The organism is Kribbella sp. NPDC026596 (assembly GCF_040638415.1).
GTDB lineage: Bacteria > Actinomycetota > Actinomycetes > Propionibacteriales > Kribbellaceae > Kribbella.
In genome coordinates this window covers 1-19057 of the sequence record NZ_JBEZYF010000063.1, presented here as the reverse complement: position 1 = coordinate 19057, position 19057 = coordinate 1, and the positions used below count along the sequence as shown (strand labels likewise).

The 19057-nt window shown below is 68.4% G+C and carries 17 protein-coding genes; 8 read left to right on the top strand and 9 right to left on the bottom strand.

Annotation, left to right across the window (positions count from 1 at the left end; genetic code table 11):
• Positions 1-15: 15 nt before the first annotated feature.
• Positions 16-579 carry an RNA 2',3'-cyclic phosphodiesterase gene (gene thpR / locus AB0E63_RS36110; protein ID WP_360376180.1) on the bottom strand — a complete coding sequence of 188 codons (564 nt, stop codon included), beginning with the start codon at positions 577-579 and terminating at the stop codon, positions 16-18.
• Between the two features lie 34 nt (positions 580-613).
• On the opposite strand from thpR, the gene AB0E63_RS36105 reads away from it, so the two are divergent.
• Positions 614-2059: an LLM class flavin-dependent oxidoreductase gene (locus tag AB0E63_RS36105; RefSeq protein ID WP_360376178.1), complete on the top strand. Its 1446-nt coding sequence runs from the start codon at positions 614-616 to the stop codon at positions 2057-2059.
• Here AB0E63_RS36105 and AB0E63_RS36100 read toward each other — a convergent pair.
• Positions 2042-3445: a mycothione reductase gene (locus tag AB0E63_RS36100; RefSeq protein WP_360376175.1), complete on the bottom strand. Its 1404-nt coding sequence runs from the start codon at positions 3443-3445 to the stop codon at positions 2042-2044. The two genes, AB0E63_RS36105 and AB0E63_RS36100, sit on opposite strands and share 18 nt — an antisense overlap.
• A gap of 72 nt (positions 3446-3517) precedes the next feature.
• Between AB0E63_RS36100 and AB0E63_RS36095 the strand changes: the two genes are divergently transcribed.
• Positions 3518-4291 (top strand): DUF4429 domain-containing protein, encoded by a 774-nt coding sequence (locus tag AB0E63_RS36095; RefSeq protein ID WP_360376173.1) that lies wholly within the window; start codon positions 3518-3520, stop codon positions 4289-4291.
• On the opposite strand, the gene AB0E63_RS36090 is transcribed toward AB0E63_RS36095, so the two are convergent.
• Together AB0E63_RS36090 and AB0E63_RS36085 are read right to left on the bottom strand one after the other, a co-directional pair.
• Positions 4288-5676 (bottom strand): MFS transporter, encoded by a 1389-nt coding sequence (locus AB0E63_RS36090; protein ID WP_360376170.1) that lies wholly within the window; start codon positions 5674-5676, stop codon positions 4288-4290. The two genes, AB0E63_RS36095 and AB0E63_RS36090, sit on opposite strands and share 4 nt — an antisense overlap.
• Positions 5673-6122 carry a MarR family transcriptional regulator gene (locus AB0E63_RS36085; RefSeq protein ID WP_360376168.1) on the bottom strand — a complete coding sequence of 150 codons (450 nt, stop codon included), beginning with the start codon at positions 6120-6122 and terminating at the stop codon, positions 5673-5675. The genes AB0E63_RS36090 and AB0E63_RS36085 overlap by 4 nt, the downstream gene beginning before the upstream one ends.
• A 131-nt stretch (positions 6123-6253) precedes the next feature.
• Between AB0E63_RS36085 and AB0E63_RS36080 the strand changes: the two genes are divergently transcribed.
• Positions 6254-7354, top strand: coding sequence for a hypothetical protein (locus AB0E63_RS36080; protein WP_360376165.1), 1101 nt, complete (start codon positions 6254-6256; stop codon positions 7352-7354).
• Here AB0E63_RS36080 and AB0E63_RS36075 read toward each other — a convergent pair.
• Positions 7315-8787: an NCS2 family permease gene (locus tag AB0E63_RS36075; protein WP_360376163.1), complete on the bottom strand. Its 1473-nt coding sequence runs from the start codon at positions 8785-8787 to the stop codon at positions 7315-7317. The genes AB0E63_RS36080 and AB0E63_RS36075 overlap by 40 nt on opposite strands.
• Positions 8788-8869: 82 nt before the next feature.
• On the opposite strand from AB0E63_RS36075, the gene AB0E63_RS36070 reads away from it, so the two are divergent.
• Positions 8870-9181, top strand: coding sequence for a DUF2530 domain-containing protein (locus tag AB0E63_RS36070; RefSeq protein ID WP_360376160.1), 312 nt, complete (start codon positions 8870-8872; stop codon positions 9179-9181).
• Positions 9182-9417: 236 nt separating this feature from the next.
• Here the strand turns inward: AB0E63_RS36070 and AB0E63_RS36065 are convergent, their stop codons facing one another.
• Positions 9418-10338: a DUF3027 domain-containing protein gene (locus AB0E63_RS36065; RefSeq protein ID WP_360376157.1), complete on the bottom strand. Its 921-nt coding sequence runs from the start codon at positions 10336-10338 to the stop codon at positions 9418-9420.
• Between the two features lie 117 nt (positions 10339-10455).
• On the opposite strand from AB0E63_RS36065, the gene AB0E63_RS36060 reads away from it, so the two are divergent.
• Complete coding sequence (locus tag AB0E63_RS36060) at positions 10456-12552, top strand: MFS transporter (RefSeq protein ID WP_360376154.1); 2097 nt, start codon at positions 10456-10458, stop codon at positions 12550-12552.
• Between the two features lie 118 nt (positions 12553-12670).
• Here the strand turns inward: AB0E63_RS36060 and AB0E63_RS36055 are convergent, their stop codons facing one another.
• Positions 12671-14314 carry an MFS transporter gene (locus AB0E63_RS36055; RefSeq protein WP_360376151.1) on the bottom strand — a complete coding sequence of 548 codons (1644 nt, stop codon included), beginning with the start codon at positions 14312-14314 and terminating at the stop codon, positions 12671-12673.
• Positions 14315-14447: 133 nt separating this feature from the next.
• On the opposite strand from AB0E63_RS36055, the gene AB0E63_RS36050 reads away from it, so the two are divergent.
• Entirely contained in the window at positions 14448-15215 is a 768-nt protein-coding gene (locus AB0E63_RS36050; RefSeq protein ID WP_360376148.1) for a TetR/AcrR family transcriptional regulator, read from the top strand.
• On the opposite strand, the gene AB0E63_RS36045 is transcribed toward AB0E63_RS36050, so the two are convergent.
• Together AB0E63_RS36045 and larE are read right to left on the bottom strand one after the other, a co-directional pair.
• Positions 15204-15587, bottom strand: coding sequence for a cold-shock protein (locus AB0E63_RS36045; RefSeq protein ID WP_360376146.1), 384 nt, complete (start codon positions 15585-15587; stop codon positions 15204-15206). The two genes, AB0E63_RS36050 and AB0E63_RS36045, sit on opposite strands and share 12 nt — an antisense overlap.
• Positions 15588-15716: 129 nt before the next feature.
• A complete protein-coding gene (larE, locus tag AB0E63_RS36040) occupies positions 15717-17186 on the bottom strand; it encodes an ATP-dependent sacrificial sulfur transferase LarE (RefSeq protein WP_360376143.1) in 1470 nt (489 codons plus the stop codon).
• Between the two features lie 149 nt (positions 17187-17335).
• Between larE and AB0E63_RS36035 the strand changes: the two genes are divergently transcribed.
• The gene (locus AB0E63_RS36035; RefSeq protein ID WP_360376141.1) at positions 17336-18265 is read left to right on the top strand and encodes a TauD/TfdA family dioxygenase; all 930 of its coding nucleotides are present in this window, start codon (positions 17336-17338) and stop codon (positions 18263-18265) included.
• 55 nt (positions 18266-18320) lie between these two features.
• Positions 18321-18959: a TetR family transcriptional regulator gene (locus AB0E63_RS36030; RefSeq protein WP_360376138.1), complete on the top strand. Its 639-nt coding sequence runs from the start codon at positions 18321-18323 to the stop codon at positions 18957-18959.
• Positions 18960-19057 lie beyond the last annotated feature (98 nt).

Here is a 19057-nt window from a genome sequence, read left to right as displayed (position 1 = left end):
CTAACCTTCCTGAGGTTAACCTAAGAAGTCCCATTCGCCCACAGTGGTGTACGCCGAACTGTGTCCCGGGCCCTCACCAAGCCGGGACTCGATCAGCTGCAAGCTTCCTGCGGTCCAGACCGGACCGTCGTACGTATCGAAGATCCTGACCCACCGAGTGACGTCGACCGGCCGCCGCAACCGGGCCAGGGTGACGTGCGGGGTGAATTTCCTTCCCTCCACCGGGACGCCGGCGCGACTCGCTGCCGCCCGGGTCGTCATCGCCAGGTGCTTGAGCGACTCGGTCTCGTCGCGCACTCCGGCGTACAGGACGCGCGCTTCGGGCACGCCCGGGAACGCGCCCGCTCCGATCAGTTGCAGTTCGAAGGGCGCCTGCCGCTTGGCGGCCCGCTCGAGCCGCTCCCCCAGTTCCTCGGTCTTCCAGTCCGGCACGTCGCCCAGGAACGCCAGCGTGATGTGCCAGTGCTCGTCCGAGGCCCACCGGATGTCGTCATCCGGATGCTCCCGCCGCGGCTCCACGAACTCGCCCAGATCCTCCACAACCTCGAGAGGTGGCACCACGGCCACGAACAATCGCATCCCAAAACTCTATCCGTGGTGGAAACTCGTTTTCATGGATGAGCGGAAGTTGCCGTCGCCCTGTGTCGTGGTTCTGGTGGGGCCTGGGGCGTCAGGGAAGTCGACGTGGGCGGCGAAGCGGTTCGGGGCGGAGCTGATCGTGTCGAGTGATCGGCTGCGCGCACTCGTCGGGGCCGGGGAGGACGACATCGCCGCCAGTACGGACGCGTTCGCGTTGCTGGAAGAGGTGGTGCGGCAACGGATCGGTCGGCGCCTGACGACGGTGATCGACACGCTCGGACTGGATCGCGACCGGCGGATGCGGTGGCTCGGACTGGCGCGCGAAGCCGGAATGCCTTGTGTGGCAGTCGGTTTCGACACTCCGGCCACCGAGTGCCGGCGACGGAACCGCTCACGGTCGAAGCGGATACCGGCCGACGTGCTGACCGCGCAACTGCGTACGTGGAATGCGGTGAAGAAGGAGTTGCCGGACGAGGGGTACGACGATGTGCTGCAGCCGACCGCGCTGCGCGTCGTACCTTCGACCTTCGTCGAGTCCGGTGCGGCGGCCGCCCGACAGGTCGAGACGCCGACCGGGTTGCGGTTCGGGCTGCAATTGAGCAGCTACACGCACAAGGCCGGCCGGACCGGGACCGCGGCGTGGATCCGCGAGGTGGCTACGCGTGCTGAGGCGGTGGGGTTCGACGCGATCTACGTGATGGATCACTTCCGGCAGATCCCGCAGGTGGGGCGGGCCTGGGACGACTTCCTGGAGAGTTGGACGACACTCGGATATCTCGCTGCCTGCACCACACGGATGCGCCTTGGCACTCTGGTCTCCGGAATCACCTACCGGAACGTTGCGCACCTCGGGAAGATCGCCGCAACTCTCGACGTCTTGAGCGGTGGCCGAGCTGTCTGTGGTGTGGGACTGGCTTGGTTCGAGGCGGAGCACAAGGCTTATGGCTGGCCCTTTCCATCGGTCGGCGAACGCTACGCATTGCTCGAGGACGCGTTGCAGTTGCTGCCGATTTTATGGGGACCAGGCAACAAACCGTTCCATGGCAAGGTGCTCGACGTTCCGGACACCACCTGCTATCCGCGGCCGTTGCAGGAGCACCTGCCTGTGCTGGTTGGTGGCAGCGGTCCGCGGACCTTGCGCCTGGCCGCCCGGTATGCCGATGCGGTCAACGTCTTCGGTGACGTCGCTGCGGTCCGCAAGCATGCTTCCTATCTGTCTGGAAAGGTCGAGCTCACCCATCTGTCCACAACCCTTGTGGGTAAGGATTCTCGCGAGCTCGAGGCATTGGTGAACGGTCTGCGGCCGCGCAACGTGAACCCGGCCCGGTACGCCGCCTCGGTCAACGCGGGCACGATCGACGACCAGATCGGCCGCTTCCGCGAACTCTCCGAGGCCGGAGTCGCCGAGGTGATGATCAGCCTGCCCGACCTCGACACGCTGGACGCGGTCGGCGACGTGATCTCAGCCTTCCGGGTCTAGTTTGATCTTGAGTAGCGCGTTCTCGATCAACTCGGACAGGGCCGGGTGGATCCAGTACTGGTTGCGCGCCATCGAGACCGCGTCGAGGCCGAAGCTCATCGCCTGGATGACGGGCTGGATCACCGCGGACGCCTGCGGTCCGATGATGTGGCAGCCGATGATCTGCGCGGTCTTCGGGTCGGCCAGGATCTTCGCGAAACCGGTGGTGTCCTCCATCGCCCAGCCGTACGCGATGTCGGCGTACTGCTCGACGCCTGCCACATAAGGGATTCCGCGGTCGCGGGCCTCCTGCTCGGTGAGGCCGACCGCGGCGATCTGCGGCGAGCTGAACACGGCGTGCGGGACGAAACGATGATCGGCCTTGATCCGGTCGTCGGGGTTGAGCAGGTTGTGCTTCACCACGCGGGCCTCGTGGTTCGCGACGTGCTTCAGCTGGTGCGGCGTGGTCACGTCACCGAGCGCATAGATGCCGTCGACGGTGGTCTGCTGGTACTCGTCGACCACCACGCGGCCTTCCTTGTCGACCTCGACCCCGGTCGCGTCCAGGTTGAGCACGTCGGAGTTCGGCGTACGACCGACTGCGACCAGGAGCTCGTCGACCACGATCTCGTCGGCGCCGTCCGGGTCCAGCGTCTTGATCAGAATCGTCCCGTCGTGCTGCCGCGTGACCCGGATCGTCTCGTGATTGAGGCGTACGTCGTATTTGCCGCGAGCGATCTCGGTGAAGCGTTCGGCCACGTCCGTGTCCTCGTGGCGCAGCAGCAGCTTCGAGCGCGCGATCAGCGTGACGTCGACGCCGTACGACGAGAAGACGTGGGCGAACTCGGCGGCCACGAAGCCGCTGCCGATGATGCCGAGCCGGCGCGGCAGCTGCTCGATCCGCATGATCGTGTTCGAGGTGTGGTAGCCGACGTCCTCGAGGCCGGGGATGGACGGCTCGATCGGCCGGCTACCGGCGGCCAGCACGAACCGGTCCGCGCTGAACACGCCCGTCGTCCCGTCCTTGTTGTCGACGGTCAGTTCCTTGACGCCGGTGAACCGGCCGGTGCCGTCGTACACGGTGACGTTGGCGTTGTCGGCGTGGTGGTGCCGGTACTCCGAACCACTCGCCGCGATCGGGTCGATCCGGCCGAAGATCCGGTCCCGGACCTCCGGCCAGCGGACGCCGAGCAGTTGCTCGTCGACGCCGTACCGGGAGCTCACCGACGGCGTGGCGGCCAGGTCGGCGGTGTGCACGAACATCTTGGTCGGGATGCAGCCCACGTTCAGGCAGGTGCCGCCGAACGTGCCGCGCTCGACGATCGCCACCTTCCAGTCGGCGAACCGGTGGTTCACGATCGTGTTCCCCGAACCAGTCCCGATGATGACGAGATCGTAATGAGTCACACCCCATTGTGGCGGTGACGTGCAAGCTTCCCTTCGGCGAGGGCAGGAAAAGCAGAAGAGGGGAGGAGGGATGTGAGGGTCGGGTGCAAGCACCTGACGGTGACCCGGCTCAACGGCGATCATGGGGAGGTGGCGGCGGGTGAGCTGAAGAGCACGAACGGGACGGTCGGCTGGGACGGAGCGGGCACGCTCCGGGTGCGGTACGACGGACCGCGCGACGGACTGGACAGGTTGAGCAGTTCGTTGCGGACGCGGCTCGGTGAGCGGGTTGTGCCGGTCGAGGCTCTGAAGAGCATCGAAGTGAGTTCGGACCCTCCGATGCTTCGACTGGTGTTGCGTGAGCACGCCGATCCGCTCCAGTCGATCACTGGCGGCTACTTCGACGCTCTGATCACCCCGTACGACTTCCCGGTCGCCGATCGAGCCCTCGCGGAGAGTCTGGCCACCGACATCCGGACGATGCTCGTACGGCGGGATGTGCCGGCGACACCCGCCGTACGGTGGCTGGTCGCGCCTCCGGCGGCACCGGACCGGCTCGAGGGCCGGGACGCGACGGTGTCGGTGGAGACCGGGCGGCTCGTATTCGCCTACAAGCGGACGGCGCGGCGGAAGAAGCTAGCCGACGGCAACCCGTGGTCGGTACCACTGGGCGACATCATCGACGTCGAGTGGACCCCGAACCAGAGCCGGCTCGGCACTGGCGGCTTCCTCCGGATCAGCACGGCCCGGACGCCGCTGGAGCGCCCGAAGCCACGGCACGACCCGGCCGCGATGATGACCGAACGCCGGACCGACGTCGACGCGCTGTTCTTCGCGGCGCGCCTGCTGACCCGGATCCGGCCCTAGGCGACCTGCGGACCCACGTCCTTCGCCGCGGGCCTGCTCCCGGCTTCTTGCGGAGCGGCTTCGTGCGGGGCGGCTTCGTGTCGGGCGGCTTCGTGTGGGGCGGCACCGACCACGGCCTTCTCGCCGAGGAGCTCGGTCTGCGGGAACACGTCGAGGCGCGGGCGGGGCAGCAGCCGCGGCCGGATCGCGAGGCCGCGCCGGCGGCTGAAGTACAGCACCGACCCGACCGTCCCGAGCACGGTCATCCCACCACCGACGATCAGCGAGTACCGGGCGCCGAACTCCTGCCCGACCCAGCCGATGAACGGCGACCCGATCGGCGTACCGCCCATCAGGACCGTCATGTACAGCGCCATCACCCGGCCGCGCATGGTCGGCTCGATGCTCAACTGCATGGTCGCATTCGCCGAGGTCAGCATGGTCAGTGAGGCCAGTCCGACCAGCGGCAGGACCACCGCGAAGGTCAGGTACGTCGGCATCACGGCACTGACGATCTCGAACACACCGAACGCCAGGGCCGCGCCGATCACCAGCCGGCTGCGGATCCGGACCCGGCGGGCGGCCAGCAGCGCACCGGCGAGTGAGCCGATCGCGAGCACAGAGCCGAGGATGCCGTACTCCCCCGCGCCCTTGTGGAACACCTCGGTCGCCATCAGGGCCGACGTCAGCTGGAAGTTCAGCCCGAAGGTGCCCGCGAAGAACACCGCCACCAGCACCATCATCAAGTCCGGCCGGCGCCACAGGTAGCGCATGCCGTCGCGGATCATGCCCTTGTCCCGGGCCGCGGGCTTGGGCGTGTGCAACTCGGAGACCCGCATCAGTCGCAGCGACAGGATGACGGCGGCGTAGGTGAATCCGTTGATCAGGATCACCGGACCGGTGCCGATCCAGTTGATCAGCAGGCCGGCCAGCGCCGGGCCGAGCAGCCGGGCCGCGTTGAACGACGCGGAGTTCAGCCCGACCGCGTTGGAGAGCTCTTCGCGACCGACCATCTCGACCACGAAGGCCTGCCTGGTCGGGGCGTCGAATGCGGTGCCGACACCGAACAGCAGGGCCAGCAGATACACGTGCCAGGGCTGGACCACTCCGGCGATCGTCAGACCACCTAGGACCAGGGCGACGCTGGCCATCGCGATCTGGGTGCACGTCAGCACCAGTCGCTTCGGGAAACGGTCGGCGATCAGACCGGCGTACGGGCCGAACAGAAGGGCCGGGAGGAACTGCAGTCCGGTGACGATGCCGAGCGCCGTACCGGAATGCGTCAGCTCGAGGACCAGCCAGTCCTGGGCGACCCGCTGCATCCAGGTGCCGACGTTCGAGACGATCGCACCGGAGGCGTAGAGACGGAAGTTACGAACTTTGAACGCGCGGAAAGTGGGGCTCACCTGGCCGCCAGGCGTTCGAGAACAGGGGCTGCTTTGCGCAGGATGTCGCGCTCCTCGGGAGTCAGTTCTTTGAGTTTCGTCTGCAGCCACTCGTCGCGGCGCCGGCGGTTCGCCGTGATCAGCTCGTCCGCGTGCGCGGTGAGCTCGACCATGATCTGGCGCTTGTCGGTCGGGTGCGGGCGGCGGACGACCAGGTCCGCCTCCTCCATGTTGGTCACGATCCGCGTCATCGACGGCGGCTTGACCTGCTCGTGAGCGGCCAGCTCGCCGATCGTCATCGCCTCGTGCTTGGACAGCGCGCCGAGCACGCTGAGCTGGTTGGCGGTGAGGTCGTGACCAGGCTCACGCTGTCGCCGGATCTGCCGGGACAACCGCAACGTGGACGACCTCAGGGCACTCGCCAGCCCGACGTCACTCTTCACCTGCTGTGCTACGACTTCGGGCATACCGTTACCTTAACTCATTACCTTTGCTAACGAAAACGAGTTACCGAGGCGTGGTATTCCCCGGAAGTGCCCTCCGGCCACCGGCGCCGCCGGATGGCATCGCCCGACGTCGGCCGACTAGGGTCGCGGGCATGGGGACGAGTGCTGAGCTCGAGCGCTACGAGCAGCGGTTCCGGCGAGCGGGGCTGCCGTTGTTCATCGAGGACTTCTCGCCGACGCACGACATCTTCACCCGGGCCACACCACTGCTCGTGCTGGTGTTCCTGTCCGAGATGATCGGCGCCACCTCCCTGGACTGGCGGTGGTGGCAGAACCTGCTGGCCTCGGTGGCCGCCCTGATCGTGCTGATCGGCGCGTTCGGAGCGCTGAACAAGCTGCGCGGCCGTCCGTTCTGGTCGTTGCCGACCCGGTTCGGCATCCCTGAACTAGCGGTCTTCGTGCTGGTGCCGGCGCTGTTCCCGCTGGTGACCCAGGGCCAGGTCCGGCAGTTCTTCGGGATTGCCTTCGGCAACCTCCTGCTCCTCGGTGCCGTGTACGTCGTGGTCGGCTACGGCTTGATCGCGACGACGTACTGGGGTCTGCGCCGACTCGCCGGCGAGCTGGCAAACTCGGTCGCCAGCCTGGTCCGGGCGCTGCCGTTGCTGCTGGTGTTCTCACTGGTGCTGTTCGTGAACACCGAGATGTGGCAGGTGTTCGCCGGCATGCCGGTCGCGTTCATCGTCTTCTCGGTGATCGCCTTCACCGTGCTGAGCACGCTGTTCCTGCTGATCCGGCTGCCCCGCGAGGTGGACGCGATCGAACGCGATGCCGGCTCCGGCCCGCCGCTGCGCCGGATCCAGCGGCTGAACATCAGCATCAGCCTGGTGATCCGGCAATGGATGCAGGTCCTCGTGGTCAGCGCCGGCGTCGGCCTGTTCTTCGTTGCCTTCGGCATGCTCGCGATCAGCGCGCACATCTATGACCAGTGGGGCGTCGAGCCCGGCTCCTGGTCGTACGACATCACACTGCTGAACCACGAGCTGCTGATCAGCGCGTCGCTGGTGAAGGTTGCCGTCGGCATCGCCAACTTCACCGGGCTTTACTACTCGATCGCGCTGCTGACCGATTCGACGTACCGGACCGAGTTCCTCGACAACGTCAGCGCCGAACTGCGTGATCTCTTCACGGCCAGAGCGGCGTACCTCGAGCTGCGTCAGGTGAGCCAGTCGCCGAGCGGGCCGATGGCGAAGTAGACGACGAACAGCGCGGCCACCACCCACATCAGCGGGTGGATCTGGCGGGCCTTGCCGAGGACCGCCTTGAGGATCACGAAAGCGACGAAACCGGCGCCGATGCCGGCCGAGATCGAGTACGTGAACGGCATCAGGATGATCGTCAGGAACGCCGGGAACGCGACCTCGATATCGTCGAAGTCGATCCCCTTCACCTGCGTCATCATCAGGAATCCGACCAGGATCAGCGCCGGCGTCGCCGCCTCGTACGGCACCAGGGTGACCAGGGGCGCGACCACCATCGAGATCAGGAAGCAGATCCCGGTCACCACGCTCGCCAGCCCGGTCCGCGCACCCTCACCGACACCTGAGGCCGACTCGATGTACGACGTGTTGCTCGAGACCGATGCGGCACCACCGGCGGCGGCCGCGACCGAGTCGACGATCAGGATGCGCTGCGCGTTCGGCGGGTTGCCGTCCTTGTCGAGGAGGCCCGCCTCGGCGCCGATCGCGGTCATCGTGCCCATCGTGTCGAAGAAGTCGGCCAGCATCAGCGTGAAGACCAGCAGCAGCGCGGACACCACGCCGACCCGCTCGAAGGATCCGAACAGACTGAACTCGCCGATCGTGTCCAGGTTGGGTTTGGTGAACCAGTCGTCCGGCAGCTTCGGCACGCTCAGGCCCCAGCCGCCGGGGTTGTCCGCGGTCCGGGCGCCGACCTTCGTGACCGCCTCGAGGACGATCGCGAGGACAGTGGCGGCCAGGATGCCGATCAGGATCGCGCCTTTCACCTTCCGCGCGTACAGCGTGACGATCAGGATCAGGCCGACCACGAACACCAGCACCGGCCAGCCGCGAAGGTTGCCGCCGACACCCAGTTCGACCGGTGGACCGCCGGCCGCGGCGGGACGCCGGACGAAGCCCGCGTCGACCAGACCGATGAACGCGATGAACAGGCCGATGCCGACGCTGATCGCGATCTTCAGCTGCAGCGGCACCGCCTCGAACACCGCTTTGCGGAACCCGGTCAGCACCAGGACGAGGATGATCAGGCCCTCCAGCACCACTAGGCCCATCGCGTCGGCCCAGGTCATCTTGGTCGCCACCGAGAACGCGATGAACGCGTTCAGGCCGAGGCCGGTCGCCAGCGCGAGCGGGAAGTTCGCCACGACGCCCATCAGGATCGTGACCACGCCGGCCACCAGCGCGGTCGCGACGGCGATCTTCGCGATCGACGCGGCCGGGTCGGTGCCGCCACCGACGAACTGGCCGGTGCCGTCCTTGACGGTGCCGATGATCAGCGGGTTCAGCACGACGATGTAGGCCATCGTGAAGAACGTCACCAGCCCGCCGCGGATCTCCCGGCTGACGGTGGATCCACGTTCACTGATCTTGAAGAAAGACTCGAGAAAACCTGATCCGGAGCGGGCCGTCGCGGCCTGGGGCGAGCTCATGAGCGCATCGTGCCAGTTCCCACCGACAGGTTGCGAGCACTGACGACAAGCTGTTATCTGCGCGCAGGCTAAGGTTGGGGGCGTGACGGAGGAGCAGGCGGCGCCCAAGAAGCGCAACGACCCGACGAGTCAGCTCGCCCGCGGCGAACTGGTCCACGCCGAGGTGAAGCCACTCGACCTGTCCGGCATCCCCAGCGTGATCGTCGGCATCATCGGCTGGGCGATCGCCTTCGTCGTCGTCCTGATCTTCCGCGACGAGCTCAAGAAAGACGGCCTCGAATGGTGGCTCTGGGTCACCGTCGCCGGCTTCGGCCTGGGCCTCATCGGCCTCTGGTACTGCGTACGCCGCTGGAACGCCATCAAAGCAGGCCACCGCCCCGAAACCGAAGACTAACCCGGACACCGCCTTCGGCGGCGGCTGACTCTCGCCGCCTCCGGCGGAGCCGCGAACTGATGTCACGGGCGGATGTGATCGGCGGTTAGTACTGGCGTGAGTTCCACCCCGACCCATTCACCGAGTCGTGAAAAAGGCGTCGTAGATCTCCCGAGAAGCAGCCGAAATCCACGACTGGCCGACATCTCAGCCCGTGTGGCAGCCAAGAGACCCTTCGCAGGTCGAGGCGGTGTTGTTTAGGCCTCGTTTGGCTCGGGGTCGGCGGGAGCTTCGGTGGGCTCGGCGGGTTGGGGGGTCTCCGGGGCCTGGGCGATTTCTTCGGCGGCTGCCTTGGTTACGTCTACCTCGGGTTCGACGGCTTCGGCTTCGAGGGCGTCGGACTTGGCCGCTTGGGCCAGCTCGAGGGTGTCGTAGCCGGTGGTGTCGAAGGCGTGTTCGGCGGAGGGCTGGTCGGGGAGGTCGATGACGGCGTCGGAGTGTGCGCCGCAGCCGTAGTCGTACGCGACGACGCGACCCTCACCCGGTGCCATCTCGTTGGTGCACGCGCCGAACGCCTGCCCGAGGCTGTCGGCCAAGCGGATCCAATACCCGCACGAGTGGCACTTGTACGGAACGGCCTGCGCGATCGCGGACGTCGGCCCAAAGTCCCCGCCGTACCAGCGTTCGGCCGCGTCCTCCCGCCCGTACGGCGAAAGCACGCGCTCGCGGCCGAGTCCGAGCTCCTCGACGACGGTCAGGACGTCCTCGGGAGCGCCCGTGTCGGTGAAGCCGGGCTCGAGGCGCGGGTCGTCCGGATGCGTCGGGAACAGGTCACCGGGGCGCAGGTCGCCGGGCTGGACCCGGTCCGACCACGGCACCCACTCCGGTGCGACGATCGCCTCGTCGCCAGGCAGCATGACGACCTCGTTGACGGTGACCGTCTTCGCCCGGGAGGCGCGGGTCAGCGTGACCGCCCAGCGCCAGCCGCGGTACCCGGGGTGGGTGGAGGCGAAGTAGTGGGTGACGAGGCGCTCGCCCTCGACCAGGTGACCGAGGTGCTCCCCGATGTGCGCGGCGCCGGCCTCGGCGATCGCGGCCTCACGGGCCGGTTCGACGGCCGCGACACAGACGGCGTCGGCCTTGGCACGCACGAGTTCCGGAGTTCTGACGGGGGTCACAATCGCCCATTCTCGCACGCCCCACCCAATGGTTCGAACCGCCGTCGGCGGTCCACAATCCACAGCCTGTACGCGCGGTGACTGCGGTCTGTCCCCGGTACGAGGCAGGATGGTTCCATGCACTCCCCGGATCCCGCCGACCCGAAGGCGACGCCCGGCGGCAAGTCCGCCGGCGACCAGTCGCGCGGTGGCGCGGGAGGCGGTGCAGAGCGCACCGGCAGCACGGGGGCCGACGGGAAGTCCCCCGGCGAGCGCATCGCCGGGGCGCGGGACAAGCTCGGGAGTGCGAGTAAGAAGGTCGGGCACGCGTCGAAGGTCGGTGCCACTGGTTTCGCGTCGGCCTCGAAGAAGACGGCCGAGGTCGGTGGCAAGGTCGGCAAGGCGACCGGGCGGCGGATCCGCGGCCTGACGGGTGCGCAAGGCGCCCGGGAGTCGGGCCTGTCCCGGCTGATCGAGCTGGGCGCGGTGAACGCCGCAGGTGACACCGCCTTCGCCGTCTCGCTGGCCGGGACGGTCTTCTTCACGGTGCCGAGCGACCAGGCTCGCGACCGGGTTGCGTTGTTCTTGCTGCTGACGATGGCGCCGTTCGCGTTGATGGCGCCGCTGATCGGCCCGATCCTGGACCGGTTCCGGCACGGTCGCCGCTGGGCGATCGGCGCGACGCTCGGGCTGCGCGGGTTCCTGGTCTGGAGCCTGGCCGCTTCCATCTCCACCCACAACTCGGCCTGGCTGTACCCGGCCGCCCTCGGCTGCCTGGTCGCTTCCAAGGCGTACGGCGTCACCCGCGCCTCCGCCGTTCCACGGCTGCTGCCCAAAGAGATCACCCTCGTCACGGCCAACTCCCGGATCTCGCTGGCCGGTGTCGCCGGTGCGACGATCGGCGCCGGGCTCGCAGGCGCGTTCGCCGCGATCGGTCCGGAGTGGTCGTTGCGCTGGGCCGCGCTGGTCTACACGATCGGCCTGATCCTCGCGATCCGGCTGCCGAGCGCGGTCGACTCTCCGGCCGGCGAAGAGGTGACGGGTACGGCGGGGCGCGACGCGAGGCGGCGCGCGATCACGGCGGCGGTGGCGCGCGGGATCCGGTGCAACATCGGCCTGCGGTTCGTGTCCGGCTTCCTGACCATGTACTTGGCCTTCCTGCTCCGGGACAAACCGATCAGCGGAGTCGACGGCGCGATCGCCGTCGCCGCGGTGATCGCGGCGGCCGGCATCGGCAACAGCCTCGGCACCTTGGTCGGATCCTTGCTCAAGGCCCGAAAACCCGAGACGGTCGTCCTGGTCGTGCTGTTCGCGGACGCGGCGGTCGCGGTCGGGGTGGCGGTGCTCTACGGCTTCCCGGTGCTGATCGCGCTCGGCCTGGTCGCCGGCCTCTGCAGCTCGCTCGGCAAGCTGTCGCTGGACGCGATGATCCAGCGCGACGTTCCGGAGTCCGTGCGTACGTCGGTCTTCGCGCGCTCGGAGACGGTGCTCCAACTGGCGTGGGTGATCGGCGGCGGCTGCGGGATCGTCCTGCCCCTCATCCCCCGCCTGGGCTTCGGCTTCCTCGCCGGCGTGCTGCTCCTGGTCGTCTTCTTCGTGATCCGGATGCGCCCGACAACTCAGCCGGCCGCCGGCCCCCTCAAACCAGGCGGCGTCGGCGGCCCGCGCGCCGGCGGATCCCACCACCCGCACGACGCCGAGGCTCCCCGCTCCGAGAGCACGACGCGAACCATCCTCACCACCAGCGTCGCCGAACAACGCGCCAACCGCTCCCAACGCTCCAGCACCCACGACGAACCCACCGTCGAGTGGAAGGCAGACGAGCACAACCCGCGCCCGAACGGCGCGGCTCCACAGAACCCGCGGTCGGGTGGTTCGGGTTCACACGAACCGCGGCAGGGCGGATCGGCCTCGCAGGAGCCGCGGCGGGGTGATGGGCCAGCTGGTGCGCGCTCGGATGGCTCGGCCACGCAGGAGCCGCGGCGGGGTGGCGGTGGCGGGGCATCCGGTGGGCGGCCGGATGGATCGGCTTCGCAGGAGCCGCGGCGGGGTGGGGGGTCTGCGCGACCGGATCAGCCGGTTGGGCGGTGGTGGAGTGGTCAGCCGGACGATGACGCCGACGACACGCTCGAGGACCGCAAGTCGTGGGCCGAAGAGCCGACTGTCGAGCGCGGCCGCGACCGCGGACTGTTCCGCCGGCGCCCGGGTGGGGACACCCGCCGGCCGCCGCGCTGACCACAACCATCCACCCGAACTCCTCCACATCTTGCGGGGTGGGACAGCTTCTGGGGCCTTCAGACAGGTTGTGTCATGTCTGAAGGCCCCAGTTGTTGTCCTAGGTCCCGGTGAGCGGTCAGGTGGTCAGTTGGAGCTGATCGGTGGCGGTGGAGGTTCCCGAGGAGGTGGGGGCGCCCGAGGAAGTCGGGTCGTCCGCGGAGGTCGGGTCGTCCGCGGAGGTCGGGTCGTCCGTGGAGGTGGGGTCGTCGGTGGAGGTGGGGTGGGGTGGGGTGGTGCCGCGAAGGGTGAGGGTGGCTGCTACTGCGGTGGTGAGGAGGAGTAGGCAGCCGACTACGGCGACCACGTTCATGCTGTGGGTGAAGGCGTGGCGGGCGGTGGTGAGGACGGTGTCGGCCACCTGGGAGGGGAGGTGGGCGGCTGCGGCGGTGGCGGCGGGAAGGCCTTCGCGGACCGGGGCCGCGACGTCGGCGGGAAGGTCGGACGGGAGGTCGGCGCGGTAGGCCGCCGTACCGATGGAGCCCAGGACGGCGATCCCCAGGGCGCCGCCGAACTCCGCGCAGGTTTCCATCACCGCGGAGGCCGAGCCGGCGCGTTCGGGAGCGACCGATCCGACGACCGCCTCGGTGACCAGGGACATCACCATCACGAGCCCGGCCGCGAGCAGACCGGCACCGGTCAGCGGCACCGCCAGCGACGAGTCCGCGTGCACCTGAGTCAGTACGCCGTACCCGGAAGCGGCCAGGATGAACGCGCCACCGATCACATACGCGCGGTCCATCTTCCCCGCGAGTACCGTCGCGAGCGGAGCGGCACCGCCGACGAGCACGGACGGCGCGAGTGACCAGAGCGCCGCCTTGAACGGGCTCAGCCCGTGCACCAACTGCAGGTACTGGGTCAGGAAGACCGCGTTACCGACCAGCGCCAGCGTGCCGACGGTGTTGGCCGCGAGCGAACCGCTGAACGCGCGGTTGCGGAACATCGACAGCTCGAGCATCGGGTACGCCGCGGTCCGCTGCCGCTGGACGAACAGCACCCCGAAGACCACGCCGGCCACGATCGCGACCACCGGCAACGCGGACGCGCCGTGCGCCGCGAGCTCCTTGATCCCCCAGATCACCGGCAGTACGGCGGCCAGCGACAACACCGACCCGATCAGGTCGAAACGCCCAGCCCGAGGGGTCTTGAACTCCGGCAGCAGCAAAGGCGCCAGGATCAGCAGCAGCACCATCGCCGGGGTGTTGATCAGGAACACCGAACCCCACCAGAAGTGCTCCAGCAGGAACCCGCCGAGCACCGGGCCGAGTGTGATCCCGCCCATCATCACCGCGCTCCAGAACGCGATCGCCTTCGACCGCTGCGCCGGATCGTGGAACATGTTCCGGATCAGCGCCAGCGTCGACGGCATCAGGGTCGCGCCGCCGATGCCGAGCACCGCGCGGGCCGCGATGAGTTGCTCCGGGCTCTGTGCGTATGCCGCCGCGACCGACGCCAGCCCGAACCCGACCGCGCCGAGGACCAGCAGCCGGCGCCGCCCGATCCGGTCACCGAGCGAGCCCATCGTGATCAGCAGGCCGGCCAGCACGAAGCCGTAGATGTCGAAGATCCACAGCTGCTCGGTGGCCGACACGCCCAGGTCCGCGCTGATGAACGGGACCGCGAAATACAGCACCGAGACGTCCATCGAGACCAGCAGCAGCGGCAGTGCGAGCACGCCGAGCGCGATCCACTCCTTGCGTCCCGCTCGTTCCGTCGTACCCATGACACCCCTCCGGATTATCTGTCTACGCCGCACACTGTGTGCGCCATACACAGACCATAAGCGGTATCTGTCTATGATGTAAACAGTCAAAAGCAAAAGAAGCCTCACTCCGCTCGGCGGAGGGGTGGGGCCGATGCAGGAAGGGGCTGGCAGGGTGGGCGACCAGGAGGAACTGCCGCGGGTGTTGCAACTGTTGTGGGGGATCGAGGGGCGGCAGCGGCCGGGGCCTAAGCCGGCGTTTCATATCAGTGATATCGGGCGGGCGGCGATCAAGCTGGCCGACGCGGGCGGGCTGGCCGCGGTCTCGATGAGCAAGGTGGCGGCCGAACTCGGCTTCACCACGATGTCGCTCTACCGGTACGTCGACGCCAAGGACGACCTGTACGTCGTGATGCTCGACCACGCGTTCGGCGCGCCCCCGGACCTGGACGCGCATTCCGGCTGGCGGGACCGGATCACCGCGTGGGCCGAGGCGTTCCGCGACGGGTTGCGGCAGCATCCGTGGATCCTGCAGATCCCGGTGTTCGAACCACCGCTGTCACCGAACCAGCTGACCTGGATGGAGTCGGCGCTGCACGCGTTCGACGGTACGCCGCTGTCGCCGCAGGACCGGTTGTCGTCGATGCTCCTGGTGAACATCTACGTCCGCGGCACGGCGCAGCTCACCGCACACATGGACTCCGAGCCGGACGCGGCCCGCGAGGCCGACCGGCTCTACACCGAGCGGCTCACCATGCTCGCCACCCCGGACCGCTTCCCGGGGATCGCGGCCACCCTCGAGCAACCACCGCCCGAGGGCTACGCCGGCGACTTCGACGCGGCTGAGTTCACCTTCGGCCTGACCACAGTCCTGGACGGCATCCAGTCCCTGATCGACCGTCGCGGGACGTCAGATGTCTAGCTTGTCGGCTACTCCGCGCAGGACGGTGGCGACCTGGCGGGCGGCCTTGCCGTCGGGCTGGCGGCCGCGGCGGTAGCCCTCGCCGAGGTTGTCGAGCAGCTTGATCAGGTCCTCGATGACGAGCTGCATCTCCTCCGGCTTCGGCCGCATCGCCTTGGCCACCGACGGCGGCGGGTCGATCAGCCGGACCTGCAGGGCCTGCTCACCCTTGCGTCCCTCGACGACACCGAACTCGACCTTCTGGCCCGGCTTGAGGTTGGTCACTCCCGCGGGCAGCGCCTCGGCGCGGACGTAAACGTCCCCGCCTTCCTCCTTGCTGAGGAAGCCGAACCCCTTGTCGGAGTCGTACCACTTCACCTTGCCAACGGGCACGGGAACCTCTTCGCGTCAATCGTCGGAACAAGATCGGGCAGGCGGCCCGACCGGGAACCCAGCGTACGTGAACCAGCGCCGCGGCGCCTCCGGGAAATTACCTGAACCGCATCCGATTCGCCCGATACCTCATCGGTACTTGTCCGGCTCCTTCAATCGTTCGTTCATCGAGCCGGACCGGAAGCCGCGCGGGTCGAGCTTGGCGGCCGGGAAACCTTCGGCCATGACCGCATCAACAAGTGCTTGCTGGTCGACCTGATCCAGCAAGTGCTTGTCGATCTCGATGCTCGCCGTCTCGCCGACATCACGGACGCGGACGTTCTGGACGCCGTACGCCGCGAGCCGTGAGCGGACCGCCTGTTCGGCGCGGTCGACCCGGGCCAGCAGGTTCGGCGTGATCCGGATGCCGTACGCGATCCGGCTGGACAGGCACGCGGCGGCCGGCTTGTCCGAGGTCTCCAGTCCCCAACTGCGGGACGCCGCGCGGATCTGCGCCTTGGTCAGTCGCGCATCCTTCAGCGGCGTGAGTGCACCCCGCTCGAACGCGGCCCGGATCCCCGGCCGGAACCCGGCGATCGCGTCGTCGGCGTTGGTCCCGGTAGCGATCGCGGTGATGTCGAACTCGTCCGCGATCGGCTGCAGCGTCTCGACCAGCTCGGCCTTGCAAAAGTAACACCGGTCGCCCGCGTTGGCCTGGTACCCCTCGCGGTCCATCTCGTGCGTGTGCGGGGTGACATGCCGTACGCCGAGACCGTCCGCGAATCGTGCGGCCGGCTCCAGCTCCGCCACCGGCAACGAAGGCGAGACCGCGGTCGCCGCGACCACGTTGGCCGGACCGATCGCCCGTGCCGCGGCCGCGAGCAGGAACGCGGAGTCGGCGCCACCGCTGAAGGCGACGACCATCTTGTCGTAGCTCGACAACCGCCGCATCAACGCTTCCAGCCGCTGCTCGAGCACGTACGCATCGAGCCACGCGGGGAACTCGGTCAAGTCGTTCAGTACGACGTCGGCGCCGTACGCACGCAACTCGTCGGCGGTGAACGGGCCGGTCGCGACCGACACGGCCACCGCACCGGCCGCGTGCGCGCCGTCGATGTCGGCGGTGTGATCGCCGACGTAGATCGTGGCCTGGTGCTCGCGGAGCGCCGTACCCTTCTCGGCTCCGTGCAGGTCACCGACCGGCTCGTCGACGTCCAGGCCGAGGTGTTCGAGGTGCAGTCGCACCGACGGGGTGTACTTCGCCGACACGACCATCGTCCGTCCGCGCAGCGCCCGGATCGCGGCCAGCGACTCTGCCACCCCCTGCAGCGGCAGGCTGCCGGTGATCGCGTGCGCCGGATAGTGCTCGCGGTACCGCGAGACCATCGCGTCGACCTGCTCCGGCGGGAACCAGTTGGCCATCTCCCAGGTCAGCGGCGGCCCGAGGCGGCTCACCACCAGATCGGTGTCGATCGTTACGCCGGTCTCCGCGGCGAGCAGGTCCCAGACGGCCTGGATCCCCGGCCGGGAGTCGATCAGCGTCATGTCGAGGTCGAAACCGACCACCAGTTCCGGCACATCGGCGGTGGCGGGGGTGGGCTGGATCGCGGCGGTTGACACGTCCCCAACCCTACGTCGTCCGCCCGCCCCGTCGGTCTCGCATCCCGAAACGAACTCAATGTCTAGTAAAACAGTTGGATTATAGAAATTGACCAACAACCCCCTCGCTTCGCTCGGGGCGCGGGGTAGTGACCCAGAGGGAGCCCACCATGACCACCCAGCTGGAAGCACCGGAGATCACCGTCACCAAGGCCGGCGGCGCGATCGGCGCCGTCATCGGCAACGTCACGCTCGGCGAGGATCTGAGCCTGCAGACCGTCGCCGCGATCCGGCAGGCCCTGCTCACCCACAAGGTGATCTTCTTCCGCGGGCAGCACCACCTGGACGACGCCGGCCAGCTCGCGTTCGCCCAGCAGCTCGGTACGCCGACCCTCGCGCACCCGACCTCGAAGAGCGTCGAGGGCGCCACGAACGTGCTGCCGATCGACTCCGACTACGGCAAGGCGAACAGCTGGCACACCGACGTCACCTTCGTCGACCGGATCCCGGCGATCAGCATCCTCCGGGCCGTCACGCTGCCGACGTACGGCGGCGCGACCACGTGGGCCAACACGGTCGCGGCGTACGCGAATCTGCCGGCTGCCCTGCAGGCGCTGGTCGACCGGCTGTGGGCGGTGCACAGCAACGTGTACGACTACGCCGGCGCGGCGGACGAGGTCCGGATCGGCGGGGTGGACGTGAAGATCGAGGAGCATCGCAAGCAGTTCGTGTCGAAGCTGTTCGAGACCGAGCACCCGGTCGTCCGCGTGCATCCGGAGACCGGCGAGCGGGCGCTGGTGCTAGGTCATTTCGTCCGGCGGTTCGTCGGCTTCACGTCCGCCGAGACGACCGCCTTGTTCGAGCTGCTGCAGAAACGCGTCACGGATCTCGACAACACGGTCCGCTGGCAGTGGCAGCCGGGCGACCTGGCGGTCTGGGACAACCGGGCGACCCAGCACTACGGCGTCGCGGACTACGACGACCAGCCGCGCCGCCTGCACCGGATCACCCTGGCCGGCCACGTCCCGGTCAGCATCGACGGCGTCCGCAGTACGCCGCGGACCGGCGACGCGGCGCACTTCTCCGCACTTGACAACTGAAGCGACTCTGTCCGAGCACTTGACATCTGAAGGGAAAATGTAAACCCTCGTCTGCATGGACTCGTTCGCCGACCGGACCAAGCGCCGCCTGCGGGACGAGCTGCTGGACGCCGCGTACGACGCGATCGTCGCCGGCGGGTACGACGGACTCCGGATGGCCGAGGTGGGCCGCCGGACCGGTGTGTCACGGCAGACCGTCTACAACGAGTTCGGCGACAAGTGGGGCGTGCTGGAGGCTGTCGCGGCACGCGAGACCGAACGGTTCCTGCTGGACGTCAACGCCGCGCTGGCCGAGCAGTCCGACCCGATCGACGGCCTGCGGGCCGCGGTCGAGCGGGCGCTCACCCTGGCCGGCGACAACCCGCTGGTGCGGGCGGCGTTGAGCCAGCCGGGATCGGACCAGGCCAGTCAGGTGCTGACCACACGGGGGCAGCAAGTGCTGGAACTGGCCCACCTCCGGCTGGATGCTCATGTCAGGGAGCACTGGCCGGAGGTCCCCGCGGAGGACGCGACCAGCTGCGTGGACGTCGCCTTGCGCGTCGTCATCAGCCACATCGTCACGCCCGGCCCTCCCCCGGCGGCGGTGGCCGATCAGCTAGGTCGCGTCCTCTCACCCTTCCTCACCGAGTCCAGGAACCAGCACGACGGTGCTTTTGGCCGGGCCTCCGGCGCCGGCAGGGTCATGGGGCCTTGACTCCCGGCCTTCCCTCGTCACTCCAGTCGCTTCGCTCCCTCCGCTCCTCAGTCCAGGCCGGGAGGCCCCATGACCACGACCAATCCCCTTCACAGGCA